Source organism: Roseibium sp. MMSF_3544 (genome assembly GCF_030732845.1).
Lineage (GTDB): Bacteria > Pseudomonadota > Alphaproteobacteria > Rhizobiales > Stappiaceae > Roseibium.
Genome location: NZ_JASHKA010000023.1, coordinates 51,036 through 65,508, shown reverse-complemented (window position 1 = coordinate 65,508; position 14,473 = coordinate 51,036). Strand labels below are relative to the sequence as shown.

Annotated in this window: 12 protein-coding genes; 5 read left to right on the top strand and 7 right to left on the bottom strand. The window is 56.5% G+C overall.

Going from position 1 to position 14,473, the window contains the following annotated elements; translation table 11 throughout:
* Window positions 1-36 precede the first annotated feature (36 nt).
* The 6 genes from mgtE to RBB47_RS25015 all read right to left on the bottom strand — a co-directional run bounded on the left by mgtE (window position 37) and on the right by RBB47_RS25015 (window position 6,814).
* Window positions 37-1,458: a magnesium transporter gene (gene mgtE, locus RBB47_RS25040; RefSeq protein ID WP_305988645.1), complete on the bottom strand. Its 1,422-nt coding sequence runs from the start codon at window positions 1,456-1,458 to the stop codon at window positions 37-39.
* Window positions 1,459-1,531: 73 nt separating this feature from the next.
* Window positions 1,532-2,263, bottom strand: a complete 732-nt coding sequence (locus RBB47_RS25035) for a proteasome-type protease (protein ID WP_305988644.1) — start codon at window positions 2,261-2,263, stop codon at window positions 1,532-1,534.
* Window positions 2,264-2,337: 74 nt separating this feature from the next.
* Window positions 2,338-3,156 carry a transglutaminase family protein gene (locus tag RBB47_RS25030; protein ID WP_305988643.1) on the bottom strand — a complete coding sequence of 273 codons (819 nt, stop codon included), beginning with the start codon at window positions 3,154-3,156 and terminating at the stop codon, window positions 2,338-2,340.
* Window positions 3,157-3,183: 27 nt separating this feature from the next.
* Window positions 3,184-4,134 (bottom strand): alpha-E domain-containing protein, encoded by a 951-nt coding sequence (locus RBB47_RS25025; RefSeq protein ID WP_305988642.1) that lies wholly within the window; start codon window positions 4,132-4,134, stop codon window positions 3,184-3,186.
* A gap of 6 nt (window positions 4,135-4,140) precedes the next feature.
* Window positions 4,141-5,565: a circularly permuted type 2 ATP-grasp protein gene (locus tag RBB47_RS25020; protein WP_305988641.1), complete on the bottom strand. Its 1,425-nt coding sequence runs from the start codon at window positions 5,563-5,565 to the stop codon at window positions 4,141-4,143.
* Between the two features lie 244 nt (window positions 5,566-5,809).
* Window positions 5,810-6,814: a hypothetical protein gene (locus RBB47_RS25015; protein ID WP_305988640.1), complete on the bottom strand. Its 1,005-nt coding sequence runs from the start codon at window positions 6,812-6,814 to the stop codon at window positions 5,810-5,812.
* 272 nt (window positions 6,815-7,086) lie between these two features.
* Here RBB47_RS25015 and RBB47_RS25010 point away from each other — a divergent pair, with 272 nt between their 5' ends.
* The gene (locus RBB47_RS25010; protein ID WP_305988639.1) at window positions 7,087-8,619 is read left to right on the top strand and encodes an acyl-CoA carboxylase subunit beta; all 1,533 of its coding nucleotides are present in this window, start codon (window positions 7,087-7,089) and stop codon (window positions 8,617-8,619) included.
* A gap of 66 nt (window positions 8,620-8,685) precedes the next feature.
* On the opposite strand, the gene RBB47_RS25005 is transcribed toward RBB47_RS25010, so the two are convergent.
* Entirely contained in the window at window positions 8,686-8,997 is a 312-nt protein-coding gene (locus RBB47_RS25005) for a hypothetical protein (protein WP_305988638.1), read from the bottom strand.
* 393 nt (window positions 8,998-9,390) lie between these two features.
* Here RBB47_RS25005 and RBB47_RS25000 point away from each other — a divergent pair, with 393 nt between their 5' ends.
* The 4 genes from RBB47_RS25000 (at window position 9,391) to RBB47_RS24985 (ending at window position 14,471) form a co-directional block, all read left to right on the top strand.
* Window positions 9,391-11,403, top strand: a complete 2,013-nt coding sequence (locus RBB47_RS25000) for an acetyl/propionyl/methylcrotonyl-CoA carboxylase subunit alpha (protein WP_305988637.1) — start codon at window positions 9,391-9,393, stop codon at window positions 11,401-11,403.
* Between the two features lie 96 nt (window positions 11,404-11,499).
* On the top strand, window positions 11,500-12,156 hold the full coding sequence (locus tag RBB47_RS24995; RefSeq protein ID WP_305988636.1) for an HAD hydrolase-like protein: 657 nt from the start codon (window positions 11,500-11,502) through the stop codon (window positions 12,154-12,156).
* 322 nt (window positions 12,157-12,478) lie between these two features.
* Window positions 12,479-13,294, top strand: coding sequence for an RNA ligase family protein (locus tag RBB47_RS24990; protein ID WP_305988635.1), 816 nt, complete (start codon window positions 12,479-12,481; stop codon window positions 13,292-13,294).
* On the top strand, window positions 13,284-14,471 hold the full coding sequence (locus RBB47_RS24985) for an AAA family ATPase (protein WP_305988634.1): 1,188 nt from the start codon (window positions 13,284-13,286) through the stop codon (window positions 14,469-14,471). The genes RBB47_RS24990 and RBB47_RS24985 overlap by 11 nt, the downstream gene beginning before the upstream one ends.
* The last annotated feature ends 2 nt before the right edge of the window (window positions 14,472-14,473 follow it).

Below are 14,473 nucleotides of genomic sequence, written 5' to 3'. Positions count from 1 at the left end.
CGACAGACACACGTGGTGGGCTGTTTGGGTGTCCAGCTAGGCCATGTAAAACGTCGTGGCCATCAGGAAGAAGATGAGCACGCCAAGAACGTCATTCGAGGACGTGATGAACACGCCGATAGCCATGGCGGGGTCTATGCCGATCTTGTCAAGAATGATCGGGACGGTGGCACCGACCATGGCGGCGAGCGTCGTCACGCAAAGGAGCGATAGCGACGTTGCCAGGGCGAGCTGACCAGGTGCTTCAAGAGGAACTACCAGGGATGCGATCAGGACCAGTGCCCCCAGGATCAGCCCGGCGATCGCACCATTGAAGAGCGCGGCGACGAATTCCTTCATCAATCTGTAGACAATGTCACCTGACCAAAGTGCACCGGTGGCAATCCCCTGTACCGCGACAGCGGACGCCTGGAGACCGGCATTTCCCGCCATCGACATGGTGACAGGAATAAAGGCTGCAAGGATTGCGGCTTCCGCCAGCTGGTCCTCGTAAGAACCGACAACGGTGGCCGCGACACTTGCGCCAACGAGACCAGCAAGCAGCCACGGCAAACGGCCGCGAACGATCCTGAAGATAGTGTCATCGGAGCGGGCCTCTCCCGAGACACCGCTCATCAGCAGCATGTCCTCATTGGCCTCGTCAGCCGCAATCCTGGTGAGCTGCTTTGGGGTCACCCGGCCGACGAGATGTCCGTCAGCGCTGACAACTGGCACGGTGCGCATGTCTCGCTTGCGGGCCAGGCGCAGCACTTCTTCCTGGTCGGTGTCTGCAGATACCGCAAGTACGTCCCTGTTCATTATCTTCGCAAGCGGTGTTTCGCTCGGAGCCAGCAAGAGCTTTCCAACCTCAACCGTTCCAGTCAGTTTGCCGCTCGCATCAGTGACGTAGACCGTGAAGATCTTCCGGATTCGACCGGCTTCCTCGCGCATCTGGTCGACGGCTTCGCCTGCGGTACAGTCTTCTCGCAGGGCGACAAACTTTCGCGCCATGACGCGCCCGGCCGTGTCGTCGGCATAAGACGCTCGGGTGGCGATGTCTTCCACATCGGGAAGGCGCGCAATCAGCTCATCTGCAACGTCGTCCGGAAACTCATTGAGGATTTCCGTGGCGTCTTCCGGATCCAGGCCCGCGAGAATGTCGCGGAACTGGTCGAGCGTGGACTCTTCCATCAATAGCGAGCGGAACTCTGGGCGCAATTCTGCAACGACCTTGATGGATGGATTTGCCGGCAGCCACTGGAAAAGCTTGCGCGCGTGTTTCAAACGCAGCCGGGTCAGCAGTTGCATGACATCGACAGGATCCCAGCGTTTGAGCAAATCGACAATCTGATTCCGATTGCCCGACTTGATCATCTCTCTGATGGACTTGAGTGTCGCGTCATTGGCTTCCAGCGGCTCCTGCGACGTTTCCCTTGTCCAAACAATGGGCTCGAGTTCGTTCGCGGTGCTGCTGTTCATGAAACCACTCCGGTTGATCAGTCCGCTTCTACTGCCGCTTTATGACGGCTTCCTGACACGAAGTATTGGCAATTCAGACGTCGAATTCATCAATCTCGCCAAAGGCCGTGCGCAGTTTTTCAGACCAGCCTTGAGAGAGTTTCTGGAAATAGGGGTCATCCTGTTCAATCCGGACCTGCCGGTCGGTTGAGAACGTGTCCTTGTTGTAAAGCAACATGTCGATCGGCATGCCGACCGAGAGATTGGAACGCAGCGTGGAATCAAAGGAAAGCAGGACAAGTTTTGCTGCTTCGCCGAGACGCATTCCCGGGCGCGTAACCCGATCGAGAATGGGCTTGCCGTATTTGTGCTCACCGATCTGCAGGAAAGGCGTGTCTTCAGCAACTTCAATGAAATTCCCGGCGGCGTAAACCTGGAACAGCCGTGGTTCTTCTCCCTTGATCTGACCTCCAAGGATAAAGGTGACGAAAAAACTTTCTGCGCTGGTGGCAAGCGCTTCGCCGTCGATCGCCTTAACCTCGCGTACTGCGCTGCCGACCAGGCGCGCGACCTGGAACATGGTTTTGGCCGTCATGAGCGTGGCGCGGTCATTCTCTGCTGACGTGATGTGCTCGCTGAGAATGGAAACCACTGCCTGGGTTATCGCCAGATTGCCTGCGGAGAGGAGCGTGATGACGCGTTCCCCCGGATCCTCCCAGACGTGCAGCTTTTTGTAGGTCGCAATATTGTCGACGCCCGCGTTGGTACGTGTATCTGCGGCGAACACCAGGCCGCGATCCAGTTTCATGCCGACACAATAAGTCATTCCCAAGCCCCTCAGACGTCACCCCAAACCCTGTTAGCACAGTGAACGCGGGTTAGGCGTCCGGAAAATGACATTCATTGCTGCTGTTGAAAAGCTGCTTGTGCCACGTCGACCTCAACCTGGAGATTTTCCTCAAGGCCGCCAAACCGGATACCTCTGATTGGCGCAGCAGAGCGGGAATCGAGTCCCGCGGTCAATCGGACGTAACGATCGGTCGGGCACATTTCGTTGGAGACATCGAACCCCGTCCAGCCGAGGCCTTCTATCATGACCTCGGCCCAGGCGTGATGTGCTTCGGAGGCCTGCTCGTCTTCCAGAAGCAGGTACCCGGACACGTACCGGGCCGGAATGCCGATGGATCTGGCAGCCGCAATAAAGATATGCGCGTGGTCCTGGCACACTCCTTCACCCGCCGCCAACGCAGACACTGCGGAAGAAGACGTATCCGTGACGCCGACCTTGTAATCGACTTTCGACCTGATGGCGTGCATGAGATCGTGGAACCCGGCAATCCGGTCGTGACCTTCAGCGTGCGCAGCCAGTTTTCGAATGGCCTGGTTGGACTGTGTGAGCGGCGTTACGCGGGTGTAGATGCGCGGGGGGACAGTCGCATCGGGCTCATGCCCCAGAACGCCGTTGGTGTCGCGCGTTTCGACGACGCCTGTCGCGGTGATTTCCACGTCTTCGACAGGTTCGCTGCGTGAAACCATATGCACACAATTGCCGAATGCGTCCTTATAGGTGGTCGCCCTTGATATTCCCGGAGCGTCGATCGTCCATTCCAGCACAGTTTGGGCAGGCCCGTTTTCCGGTGTCAGGCGTAATTGCTGCATGGCGTTTGCGAGCGGCGCGTCGTACCGGTAGCGAGTGGTGTGTCGAACGGTCAGTTGCATGCGGCACCAGAAAGCTGAATTCGTTGATCAGGCAAAATTGTAGTCTTTCGAAAGCTGCAGCGCGAACTGGTTGTTCTTGCCGATGAAGTCGGTCAAAAACTCGTGCAGCCCGTCCTGATAAATCTCGCGCATCTGTTTTTCCGACAGGTCGCGGGAAATCGATTCTGCCAGATCAAGACTGGGCTCGCGGGAGCTGTAAAGCTGCGCCAGGTCTTCCGATGTATCCGAAATCCAGTTGTAGCAATGGGCGAGGGATCGCGGCATGGCCTTTCTCAGAATTAGAAATTCCGCAATGTTGAAAGCCTTCATTCTGGCGTTGGGATATGCGAACCGGTAGCTGCGCCGGCCCGAGAGTGCTCTCAGGATAGCTGACCACTGATACCGTTCCACCGATCCGTCATCGACAATGTCGCTGTCGGGGAGAAGGGCCCAATATTGCGTGTTCAAGATCCGCGCGGTGTTGTCCGCCCGCTCCACAAAATTGCCCATCTGCGAAAAATAGTATCCATCGTCACGCAGGATCGTGTTCAAGAGAGCGCCGCGGAACAGATGCGCGCGCTGGTTTACCCAAGCCAGAAAATCCGGCAGACGTTCCTGAGTGATGGTTTGCGGATTGACTTCGATAAACTCAATCCATGTCGTGTTGATTGCTTCCCAGAGTTCGGCGGTTATGCCCGTTCTCACGGCCCGTGCGTTGTTGCGGGCAAGTTCCAGGCTGTTGCGGACGCTTACCGGGTTCTCCTTGGAAAACATAAGAAACGCGGCGACGTTCCGGATGTTCATGTCGTCATATTTTTCCGTAAATTCCGGTTCGCATCCCGAACAGGCAAGCGCGAATGCCCAATGGGTTCCGTGCTCCTGACCGCGATGGGACATGATGGCGCCGCGATAGGCCACTTCCAGCAGCCGGGCAACATTCTGGGCGCGCTCGTGATATCGAGACAACCAAAACAGCGAAGAGGCGGTTCTTCCGAGCATAAAGTGTCAGTCCTCGAGTACCCAGGTGTCCTTGGTGCCGCCGCCCTGGCTTGAATTGACGACAAGCGATCCTTTCTTAAGAGCCACGCGGGTCAGCCCGCCCGGGGTGATGCGTACCTGGTCGCCGATCAGAACGAAGGGGCGCAAATCCACGTGCCGGGGTGCAACCCCCGAGGCGACGTGGGTGGGACAGGCTGACAGGGCCAGTGTCGGCTGGGCAATGTAGTTTGAGGGATTTGCTTCCAGAACCTTTCGGAATTCCGCGATTTCGCGCTTTGACGCGGTCGGGCCGATGAGCATTCCGTAACCACCTGATCCATGCACTTCCTTGACAACAATCTCTTCGAGATTGTCGAGCACATAGGCCAGATCGTCAGCGAGCGAGCAATTCCATGTCGGGACATTGTTCAGGATAGGTTTTTGCCCGGTGTAGAATTCTATGATGTCTGGAACATAGGCGTAGATCGCCTTGTCGTCGGCGATGCCGGTCCCGGGGGCGTTGCAGATCGTGACACTGCCGGCCCTGTAGGCATCGAACAGGCCGGGCACTCCGAGCATGCTGTCCGCATTGAAGGTGAGGGGATCCAGGAACGCATCGTCGATGCGCCGGTAGATAACGTCCACCTGTTCCGGTTCGCGGGTCGTGCGCATGAAGACCTTGCCGGCGTCGACAAACAGGTCCCGTCCTTCAACCAGTTCAACGCCCATGGAGTCAGCCAGGAAGGCATGCTCAAAATAGGCGGAATTGTAGATGCCGGGTGTTAGGACAACGATGGTCTGCGCCGATTTCGAGGGATCGGGAGCAACGCTTTCCAGCGTTCTGCGCAAAAGTTCAGGGTACTGTTCAACAGGTGCGACCCGATGGGTCTGAAACAGCTCGGGAAACAGACGCATCATGGTTTCGCGGTTCTCCATCATGTAGGAGACACCGGAAGGGGTGCGCGTGTTGTCCTCCAGGACGTAGAACTCGTTTTCGGAAACACGAACAAGGTCCGTGCCGATAATGTGGGCATAGACCTTTCGTGCGGGTGTGAACCCAGCCATTTCCGGCAGAAACGCTTCATTTTGAAGAATGAGATTCGCCGGAATGCGGCCCGCACGCAGGATTTCCTGACGATGATAGATATCGTGCATGAAAGCGTTCAGTGCGCGCACACGCTGGTCTATGCCAGCCGACAGGCGGCGCCACTCCGAAGCCGATATGATGCGCGGGATGGGGTCGAACGGTATCAGGCGTTCCGTCGCTTCTTCTGCGCCATAAACCGCAAAAGTAATGCCAAGGCGGCGAAAAATCGTCTCGGCGTCGCGGCTTTTCTTTGTCAGGAAGTTTGGGGGCTTGTCCTCGAGCCAGTCGGCAAGCCTTGAATAAGGCGAGCGTGGACCGCCGGTATCATCGAGCATTTCGTTGAAGAAAGACCGATCGTCCGCCATTGCCTCCCCTTTGTATTGTTTTGGTCTTTGGCAATCATGGCAAAATTCTTAGGTGTGTCAAAGAACAATATCGCGCCGCATTTGCCTAGAGGTTAGGCAGTTATGTGAAAAACCGACGTTGACAAAGCGGCGCGCCGTTATTTGGCGGCGTCTGCGAGCGGACGCCTGGTCCGCTCTTTCCTCGTTCGTTCAAATGGATTCAGCCATTCTTTAGCTGACCTAACGTCAGTCTCAAGTCGCGTTCCTAGTCCCGATAGCCTGACGAGCCGTCTACCTTCGTGAACCTGCCTTGCGCATCAACATGAACGGTCATGGTGTCGTCCGCGCTCCAGTAGGGATAGTTGGTGAACTTGAAAATGCGCGGATAAATGGTCAGCTTCCCGTTCTTGGCAACTTCCTTCGTCTGCGTCACGGTCAGCATGCCGGCTTCGCTGCGGCCCGCAGGCTGGAGCTGACTGAGATTGATGCCGGGCTCACTGTTCCTGCTGCGGGATTCGTAAAGCACGCCTCCATAGACTGTGCATTCGATATGCAACTTGCTTCGGCCGATCCGGGGCCCGGTTCGTGTTGAGGCCCATCGAATATTCGGATCAATGGAAAGCCATTCCGAAACACCAAAGCCGAGATGGATTGTTGTTCCGTCCTTGACCGGAATGTCCTTCATTTGCATGTAGACGGATCCCGACCGGTTCTCGACCGAATACTTTGGTGAAATGTAATTCCAGCCGATCTCATTATCGAGAAGATAGAGTGTCTGCCATTCGTAAAAGATGCCTGCGCCGGCAGAAACCGAAAGCGGCGTAGGCAGCAGATTAAACTGAGGACCCGGCTGCACGACGCCGAGATCATTGGTAATCCATTGGGCCAGCCTCTTGCCCGATTCCTGAAGGGCCCAGTCGCCGGTCTTCTTGCCGGCGTGCTTCATGACTTCCTTGAACAACTTAGCGCCCGACTTGATACCTGCGTCTAGGTCGCCGACAAGTGACGCTTCCCAATCGACCCCGGACGATGTGATACCGTTCATCTCCCTTGCGGACTTGCATCCAGTCACCAGCAGCAAGGCAAATGCGGTTCCGACTTCTGCCATGAGGCCCGCTCGTTTTCCGACGACGAGCACTTGTACGGGAAGGCGTTTGCTTCCCATGTTCCAGAGATCGAATTGAAAAACACTGCCCCCGGCAAGTACCGAACCGGAAAAACCTCCGCCCAAGAGGGCGATCCAAGTGGTGTCTGGATTGTATAAAGACATCGAAAAACCTCTCTTTCGGCCCGGAGAAACGGCCGTAATGGTCTGAATTATTTCGAAAATTCCAAAGTGTTATTCAGGCTGGCAGGTATGAAAAGCACCTTTGCCGGGAACCAAGAATACTAGAAAATTACCTCACGGGATGTGTTGCAAATCATTTCTTGCCCAGTTTCTTCTGGTTAGACCCGCGCAGACGGTTCCTAAGCCCTTGTGCTGACTATGCCTCACAGTTGGTTCATGGTACGGCCTGAACAGACTGGGAACTGGAGGACCGCATGAAAGAAGTTCTGGCCGAATTGGAACAACGCCGCGAGACGGCTCGGCTCGGTGGCGGTCAACGGCGCATCGACAGTCAGCATTCCAAGGGAAAGCTGACGGCGCGCGAACGCATCGAGGTTCTGCTCGACGAAGGCTCCTTCGAAGAATTCGACATGTTCAAGCAGCACCGCTGCACGGATTTCGGGATGGCGGAACAGCATATCCCGGGCGACGGCGTGGTAACCGGCTGGGGTACCGTCAACGGCCGGACGGTCTACGTGTTCTCCAAGGATTTCACGGTGTTCGGCGGTTCCTTGTCCGAGGCGCACGCGGAAAAGATCACCAAGTTGCAGGACATGGCGCTTCAGAACCGTGCACCGGTTATCGGTCTGTTTGACGCCGGCGGTGCTCGAATTCAGGAAGGTGTCGCGGCCCTGGGCGGCTACGGAGAAGTGTTTCGTCGTAACGTCCTGGCCTCGGGCGTTATTCCGCAGATTTCCCTGATCATGGGACCATGTGCAGGTGGTGACGTTTATTGTCCCGCGATGACCGACTTTATCTTCATGGTCCGCGATACGTCCTACATGTTCGTTACCGGTCCGGATGTGGTCAAGACCGTGACCAACGAGACGGTCACCGCAGAAGAACTAGGTGGAGCGTCAATCCACACAACAAAATCTTCGATCGCGGACGGTGCCTTCGACAATGATATCGAAGCCTTGCTGGAAATGCGTCGGATGATCGATTTTCTACCGATGAACAACCAGGCAGACCTTCCCGAACTGACCAATCACGACGATCCAGACCGGATCGACATGAGCCTCGACACGCTGATCCCCGACAACCCCAACAAGCCCTACGACATGCGCGAGCTTGTGCTGAAGACCGTGGATGAGGGGGACTTCTTCGAGATTCAGAAGAGCTTTGCAGGCAATATCATCACCGGGTTTGGACGCATTGAAGGCCGGACCGTCGGGATCGTTGCCAATCAACCGATGGTTCTTGCCGGTGTTCTGGATTCCGATGCCAGCCGCAAGGCTTCCAGGTTTGTCCGGTTCTGTGATTGCTTCGGTATTCCGATCCTCACTTTTGTGGATGTTCCAGGGTTCCTTCCCGGGACGTCGCAGGAATATGGCGGATTGATCAAACATGGCGCAAAGCTGCTGTTTGCGTTCACGGAAGCCACCGTCCCAAAAGTGACCGTGATCACCCGAAAGGCCTATGGCGGCGCCTATGACGTGATGAGTTCAAAGCATATCGGCGGCGACATCAATTATGCCTGGCCAAGTGCCGAAATTGCCGTGATGGGTGCCAAGGGAGCAGTTGAAATTCTCTATCGGTCCGAACTGGGTGATCCGGACAAGATCGCGAAACGGACGAAAGACTATGAAGACCGCTTTGCGAACCCGTTCGTTGCTGCCGAACGCGGATACATCGATGATGTGATCCGGCCTCATTCAACGCGGCGGCGGGTCGCAAAAGCCCTGGAGTTGCTGCGCACCAAAAAGGTCGAAACGCCTTGGAAGAAGCACGACAACATTCCGCTTTGAGACCTGAGGGTCGAAGCAGTTCGTCATCATGACGACTTCGGGCCGGGTTTTCCGGCCCGTATTGCATCAGCGCCAGCGATTGAAGCCACGCGGAAACAGAGGCTCTTTGCACTGATAGGCAACCGGGCATTGGCGATTGTCGCGGGTCGGGCCGTACTGAATGAAAAGTTCCTGATTGTAGTCGCAGTAACTCCGGTTCGAAACGAACATGGAATATGTGTACTGGCCGGTGGTGAACACGACTGCGCCGTGCTGCCTGACAAGGTTTTGTGCCTGATTGCATGACATTTGGCGCAGATCCGGTCTGGCTTCAGCTGCGGTTGTCAGAAACAGGCTGCCGAGCACGAAGGCTGCGGTTGCAAATTGGCGGTTTTTCATCTTTGGCTCCATTGATGTCTGGGTTTTCCAAACAAGATCGGCCCAGCCCAGGGTAGGTACCCTCGTAATATTCAGGTGCACCTGCGGTAAGGCGCGTTACACATCCAAGTGTGCTGCAGGCATTGTGTAGCCGTTGTGATCGACACCACAGAAATCATCATTCACGGGAAAGGAAACCAGCGGCAGGTCGCGGGTGTGCCAACCTTTGATCACGCGCGATGGTATCACGATGTGGAATGCGTGGGTGAAATGGCACTTCAGGAGCAGGTTTTACCGGTTCGATATTCGCCAAGTTCCACGCATCAGCAAATCCAACTCTCGCCCTTTGGATAAGTTGCGCCGGTTTCACCCGCAGCCTACAAACAAACAAACGATCCAGCTGGGTGAAAATAAATGTTCTCGAAAATTCTTGTTGCCAACCGGGGTGAGATCGCATGCCGCGTCATGAAAACCGCGCGTCGCATGGGGATCAAGACTGTTGCCGTTTATTCGGATGCCGACAGGGACGCGCTTCATGTCGAAATGGCGGATGAAGCTGTACATATCGGCCCTGCTGCTGCGGCGGAGTCCTATCTGGTTGCGGACAAGATCATCGCTGCCTGCAAGGAGACCGGCGCAGAAGCGGTGCACCCGGGCTACGGCTTTTTGTCAGAGCGTTCAAGCTTTCCCGAAGCGCTGGCAAAGGAGGGGATCGTCTGGATCGGCCCCAATCCGCGCGCAATCGAAGCGATGGGCGACAAGATCGAATCCAAGAAATTCGCCAATGATGCGAAAGTCAGCACCGTTCCTGGATATCTGGGGGTTATCGAGTCGCCCGAACAAGCCGTCCAGATTGCGAAGGACATCGGTTACCCGGTCATGATCAAGGCGTCGGCCGGCGGTGGCGGCAAGGGCATGCGGATCGCCTGGAACGCTGACGAGGTCATGGACGGCTACGCCCGGTCGAAATCGGAAGCAGCGTCATCCTTCGGCGACGACCGGGTCTTTGTCGAAAAGTTCATTGAAAACCCGCGCCACATCGAAATCCAGGTGCTCGGCGACAAGCACGGCAACGCGATTTACCTTGGCGAGCGCGAGTGTTCCATTCAGCGCCGGAACCAGAAGGTCATCGAAGAAGCACCGTCGCCGCTTCTGGACGAAGAAACGCGCCGCAAGATGGGCGAACAGGCCGTCGCCCTTGCAAAGGCGGTCGACTATGACAGCGCCGGCACCGTCGAATTCGTTGCCGGACAAGACAAGAGTTTCTTCTTCCTGGAGATGAACACCCGCCTTCAGGTCGAACATCCGGTCACCGAATTGATCACGGGCGTCGATCTTGTCGAGCAGATGATCCGGGTTGCTGCGGGCGAAGAACTCACGATCTCTCAGGACGACGTCAAATTGAATGGCTGGTCGGTCGAAAGCCGGATCTACGCGGAAGATCCCTATCGCAATTTCCTTCCGTCAATTGGCCGCCTGGTGCGGTATCAGCCGCCGGAAGAAATCGACGCGGAAGAGCTGACGATCCGAAACGACACCGGTGTGGTCGAGGGATCGGAAATTTCAATGTTCTATGACCCGATGATTGCTAAGCTGATCACGCACGCACCCACGCGCGAACAGGCAATTGACGGCATGAGCGCCGCGCTCGATGCGTTTTATGTCGACGGAATTCAGCACAATGTTCCGTTCCTGACGGCATTGATGAATCACCCTCGCTGGCGCTCGGGCGAACTTGCCACGAGTTTCATTGCTGATGAATATCCGGATGGGTTCTTGCCTGCTGTTCCGGACGAAGCGGCCTATTCGGTTCTCGCCGCCGTAGCGCTCTCCATGGGAGCGTTGGAACGCGAGCGCCTTGATCACCTGCCGGGACGCCTCAGGCCGCATTCCGGAGCGATCCGGGAGGACTGGGTGATAAAGCTCGACAAGGCATATGTGCCGATCCGCATCGCTGCCGGATATCCCGGCACGCCGGTGGAGCTTGATGTCGCAATCGGTGATGGACCAGTAGTAAATGTCGAATCGGAATGGAGCCCGGGCGATGTGCTCTGGTCCGGAAAGGTCGGCAATCAGGATGTGACGGTTCAGGTGCGTCCTGTAACAGGCGGGTATCGCCTTGACTGGCAGGGCTATTCCGTCACGGCCAATGTTCTGACACCGCGTGTCGCCGAACTTGATCAGCTCATGCCCGAAAAAGTGCCGCCCGACACCTCCAAGATGCTGCTGTGTCCGATGCCGGGGCTCGTTGTGTCGATTGCCGTCGAAGAAGGGCAAGAGGTCAAGGCCGGTGAGCAGCTCGCTGTGGTCGAGGCGATGAAGATGGAAAATGTCCTTAAGGCCGAGCGGGATTGCGTCGTGTCAGCAATCAAGGCAGCGCCGGGAGACAGCCTTGCAGTGGACGCGGTCATTATGGAGTTTTCCTGATCCGGAGAATTGACGGGACTTCAGGTCCAAAGGTATTGAAGCGGCCTGTGACACCACGTCCCGGGCCGTTTTATTTTTTCAAGCAAGGAAGCCTTCATGGCGTTTTCGACCGTTCTATTTGATCTTGACGGCACGCTGACCGACCCCTTCGACGGGATCACCAGATCGATCCAGTACGCTCTGGGAAAGATGGGGGCGGCGGTTCCGGAAGGTGAAGACCTTCGTTGGTGTATTGGTCCGCCGCTTTGGGACAGTTTCGAAACTCTGTTGAACACAGGCGAGCGCACAGAGCTTGACAGGGCTGTGGCATTTTACAGAGAGCGTTACACTGTCACCGGCCTCTACGAAAACACGCTTATCGAGGGAATTCCGCGCGTGCTGCAAACCTTGCGGAACGAGGAAATGAACTTGCATGTGTGCACGTCCAAGCCCCACGCATATGCCGGCAAGATCGTCGATCATTTCGAGATGATGCCGCATTTCGGCAAGGTTTACGGATCCGAGCTCAGCGGGCATCGCTCCGCCAAGAGTGAACTGATTGCGCACATTCTCGAAGAAGAGGGATTGTCAGCGTCCGAGACCGTGATGATCGGAGATCGCAGCCACGACCTTGTCGGTGCCAATGTCAATGAAGTGGCCAGTATTGGTGTCCTTTGGGGCTATGGCAGCCGCAAGGAACTTGAAGCGGAGAGCCCAATCCTGATTGCTGCGAGGCCTGCGGATATCGTCGAGTTTTTGTGCGCGGCAGCCTGAAGCAGTCTTGCAAAGGCGTTTTAAAGGGTCACTGTTTCCGTCACGCAGCCCAGTTGCTTTCAGGCCAAAAAAGCGGGGCTGCTTTGCGTGGCAGTCCAATTGCTGTATAACGCAGCGCATAGTAACCCGAATGTTTTGAGCCAGAAAAATGTAACCCGCTCGATCACTTTGCTGAAAACGGGCTGATCCAATCAAACGGGATCGGTTCTTTGTGCAATTCAGGATTCCAGACGTTTCAGACAACAACAAGCTCAACGGACTCTAATGGTCCGCTGACGACGAGGTTGCTTTGGCCCGGATCTTGGAAACTTCGAGCGATATCATGGAATTATTGAAATATCCGCGCACGCGGCACCTGGAAGGGTCGCGGCTGCAGGAAGGTGATCTTGGGGACGACAAGCCGATTGCGGAATTGGCGGACCAGTTTCTTGTCATCGAGGAAAAGATAGATGGTGCCAATTGTGCCGTTTCGTTCGATCCGGAAGGGACGCTGAGGCTGCAAAGCCGCGGACATTTTCTGGTCGGCGGATACCGCGAAAGGCACTTCGATCTCCTGAAGACCTGGGCATCCGTTCACGCCAATGCGCTGAGCGAGGTGCTCGGTCGCCGCTACATCATGTTCGGCGAATGGCTCTATGCGAAGCACACCAGCTTCTATGACCGGCTGCCGCACTACTTTCTTGAATTTGATGTATTCGATCGGGAAACCGGCCGTTTCTTGAGCACTGCCGGTCGCAGACGCGTGCTTGGCGGGCTGCCGGTCATGCCTGTCCCGGTCCTTCACGAGGGAGCGGTGTCGTCGGTTGAAGACCTGCGCCGGCTCATAAAGCCTTCGCTGTACAAGTCCGCCGGCTGGCGAAACGAACTGGAACGATCGGCCGAGGCGTCGAAAAACCGGCTCGACATGGTCGAGCGGCAGACGGAAGACACGGATCTTGCCGAAGGACTTTACGTAAAGTCTGAAGACGAAGACTACGTTCTGGATCGGTTCAAGTTCGTCAGAGCAGACTTCGTTCAGGCAATTACGGATTCTGATGGCCACTGGCAATCTCGACCCATACTGCCGAACCAACTGGCTGCAGACACCGACATATTTGCTCCTGTTCTTGGCGTGAAAGGGGCTTACGATGAAGTCTAGAAACACCAACCAGGTTTCGTATCCCGATCTGTTGGACCTCGTACCTGCAGCACCTGACTGGCAGATCGACTGGGGACGCATCTGGGCGTTGTGGCCGCAGCTTGCCGCTTTGGACGTGTGCCCCCAGGATCCGGTTCATCACGCAGAGGGCGATGTCGGCACTCATACGCGCATGGTTGTCGAAGAGCTCGTGTCAATGTCTGCCTGGCGGTCCCTGGATCAGCGGCAACGGTTCTGTCTTTTCTGGGCTGCGGTCCTGCATGATGTCGGCAAACCGGCCGTGACGATGAAGGAAGACAACGGCCGGGTGACCTCGCGCGGTCACTCCAGGGTAGGGGCGCTCATTGCCCGGCAACTTCTCTGGGAAGCGGCGGCTCCGTTCGCATGGCGTGAAGAGATCTGCGGATTGATTACCTGTCATCAATTGCCGTTCTGGCTCATTGAGCGGGAAGACGGACAGAGGCAGGCGATCAAAACGTCCTTCAGGTGCCTGCCCGATCTTCTGTGCACTCATGCCCGCGCAGACGCATTGGGACGGGTCTGCGCGGACAAGCAGTCCATTCTGGACAATGTCGCGCTGGCCGAGCAGCTCTTTGAAGAAAGTGCCTGTCTTTCGTCGAGGTTCGCCTTTGCAAATGACGAGAGCCGTGTTGCATTTTTCGAACGATCGGACCGGGACCCGAACTTTGCGGCTCATGAGAGCTTCAAAAGCAGGGTCAAGTTGATGTCCGGTCTGCCGGGTGTTGGCAAGGATACCTGGATTGCCGCGAACTGCCCCGATCTGCCCGTCGTCAGTCTTGACGCCGTGCGAGACATGATTGGCGAGCCGGCAACCGGCAATCAGGGGCGTGTAGTCCAGGCTGCCTATGAGCTGGCGCGGTCTTACTTGCGTGCGGGCCGGGACTTTGTCTGGAACGCCACGAATGTTTCGGAGCAGCTCAGGGCGAAGCCGCTGCGTCTGTTCCGGGACTACGGCGCGCATATCGAAATCGTCTATCTTGAAGCGGGACCGGACAGGTTGTTCCAGCAGAACCGTGGCAGATCCACAGCAATACCGGATGAGGCTCTCGCCGGTCTGGTGAAGAAACTTGAACCGCCCGGTGATTGGGAAGCGCACAAGATAACGCGCCTCGTTGCGGAAAATGAGCTAGAAACGACCTCAAGAGCACGTCGCTGAGA

Bases quoted from the DNA above. Each gene is read 5' to 3' on its own strand.
- mgtE (WP_305988645.1), bottom strand. From the start codon at position 1,458: ATGAACAGCAGCACCGCGAACGAACTCGAGCCCATTGTTTGGACAAGG.
- RBB47_RS25035 (WP_305988644.1), bottom strand. From the start codon at position 2,263: ATGACTTATTGTGTCGGCATGAAACTGGATCGCGGCCTGGTGTTCGCC.
- RBB47_RS25030 (WP_305988643.1), bottom strand. From the start codon at position 3,156: ATGCAACTGACCGTTCGACACACCACTCGCTACCGGTACGACGCGCCG.
- RBB47_RS25025 (WP_305988642.1), bottom strand. From the start codon at position 4,134: ATGCTCGGAAGAACCGCCTCTTCGCTGTTTTGGTTGTCTCGATATCAC.
- RBB47_RS25020 (WP_305988641.1), bottom strand. From the start codon at position 5,565: ATGGCGGACGATCGGTCTTTCTTCAACGAAATGCTCGATGATACCGGC.
- RBB47_RS25015 (WP_305988640.1), bottom strand. From the start codon at position 6,814: ATGTCTTTATACAATCCAGACACCACTTGGATCGCCCTCTTGGGCGGA.
- RBB47_RS25010 (WP_305988639.1), top strand. From the start codon at position 7,087: ATGAAAGAAGTTCTGGCCGAATTGGAACAACGCCGCGAGACGGCTCGG.
- RBB47_RS25005 (WP_305988638.1), bottom strand. From the start codon at position 8,997: ATGAAAAACCGCCAATTTGCAACCGCAGCCTTCGTGCTCGGCAGCCTG.
- RBB47_RS25000 (WP_305988637.1), top strand. From the start codon at position 9,391: ATGTTCTCGAAAATTCTTGTTGCCAACCGGGGTGAGATCGCATGCCGC.
- RBB47_RS24995 (WP_305988636.1), top strand. From the start codon at position 11,500: ATGGCGTTTTCGACCGTTCTATTTGATCTTGACGGCACGCTGACCGAC.
- RBB47_RS24990 (WP_305988635.1), top strand. From the start codon at position 12,479: ATGGAATTATTGAAATATCCGCGCACGCGGCACCTGGAAGGGTCGCGG.
- RBB47_RS24985 (WP_305988634.1), top strand. From the start codon at position 13,284: ATGAAGTCTAGAAACACCAACCAGGTTTCGTATCCCGATCTGTTGGAC.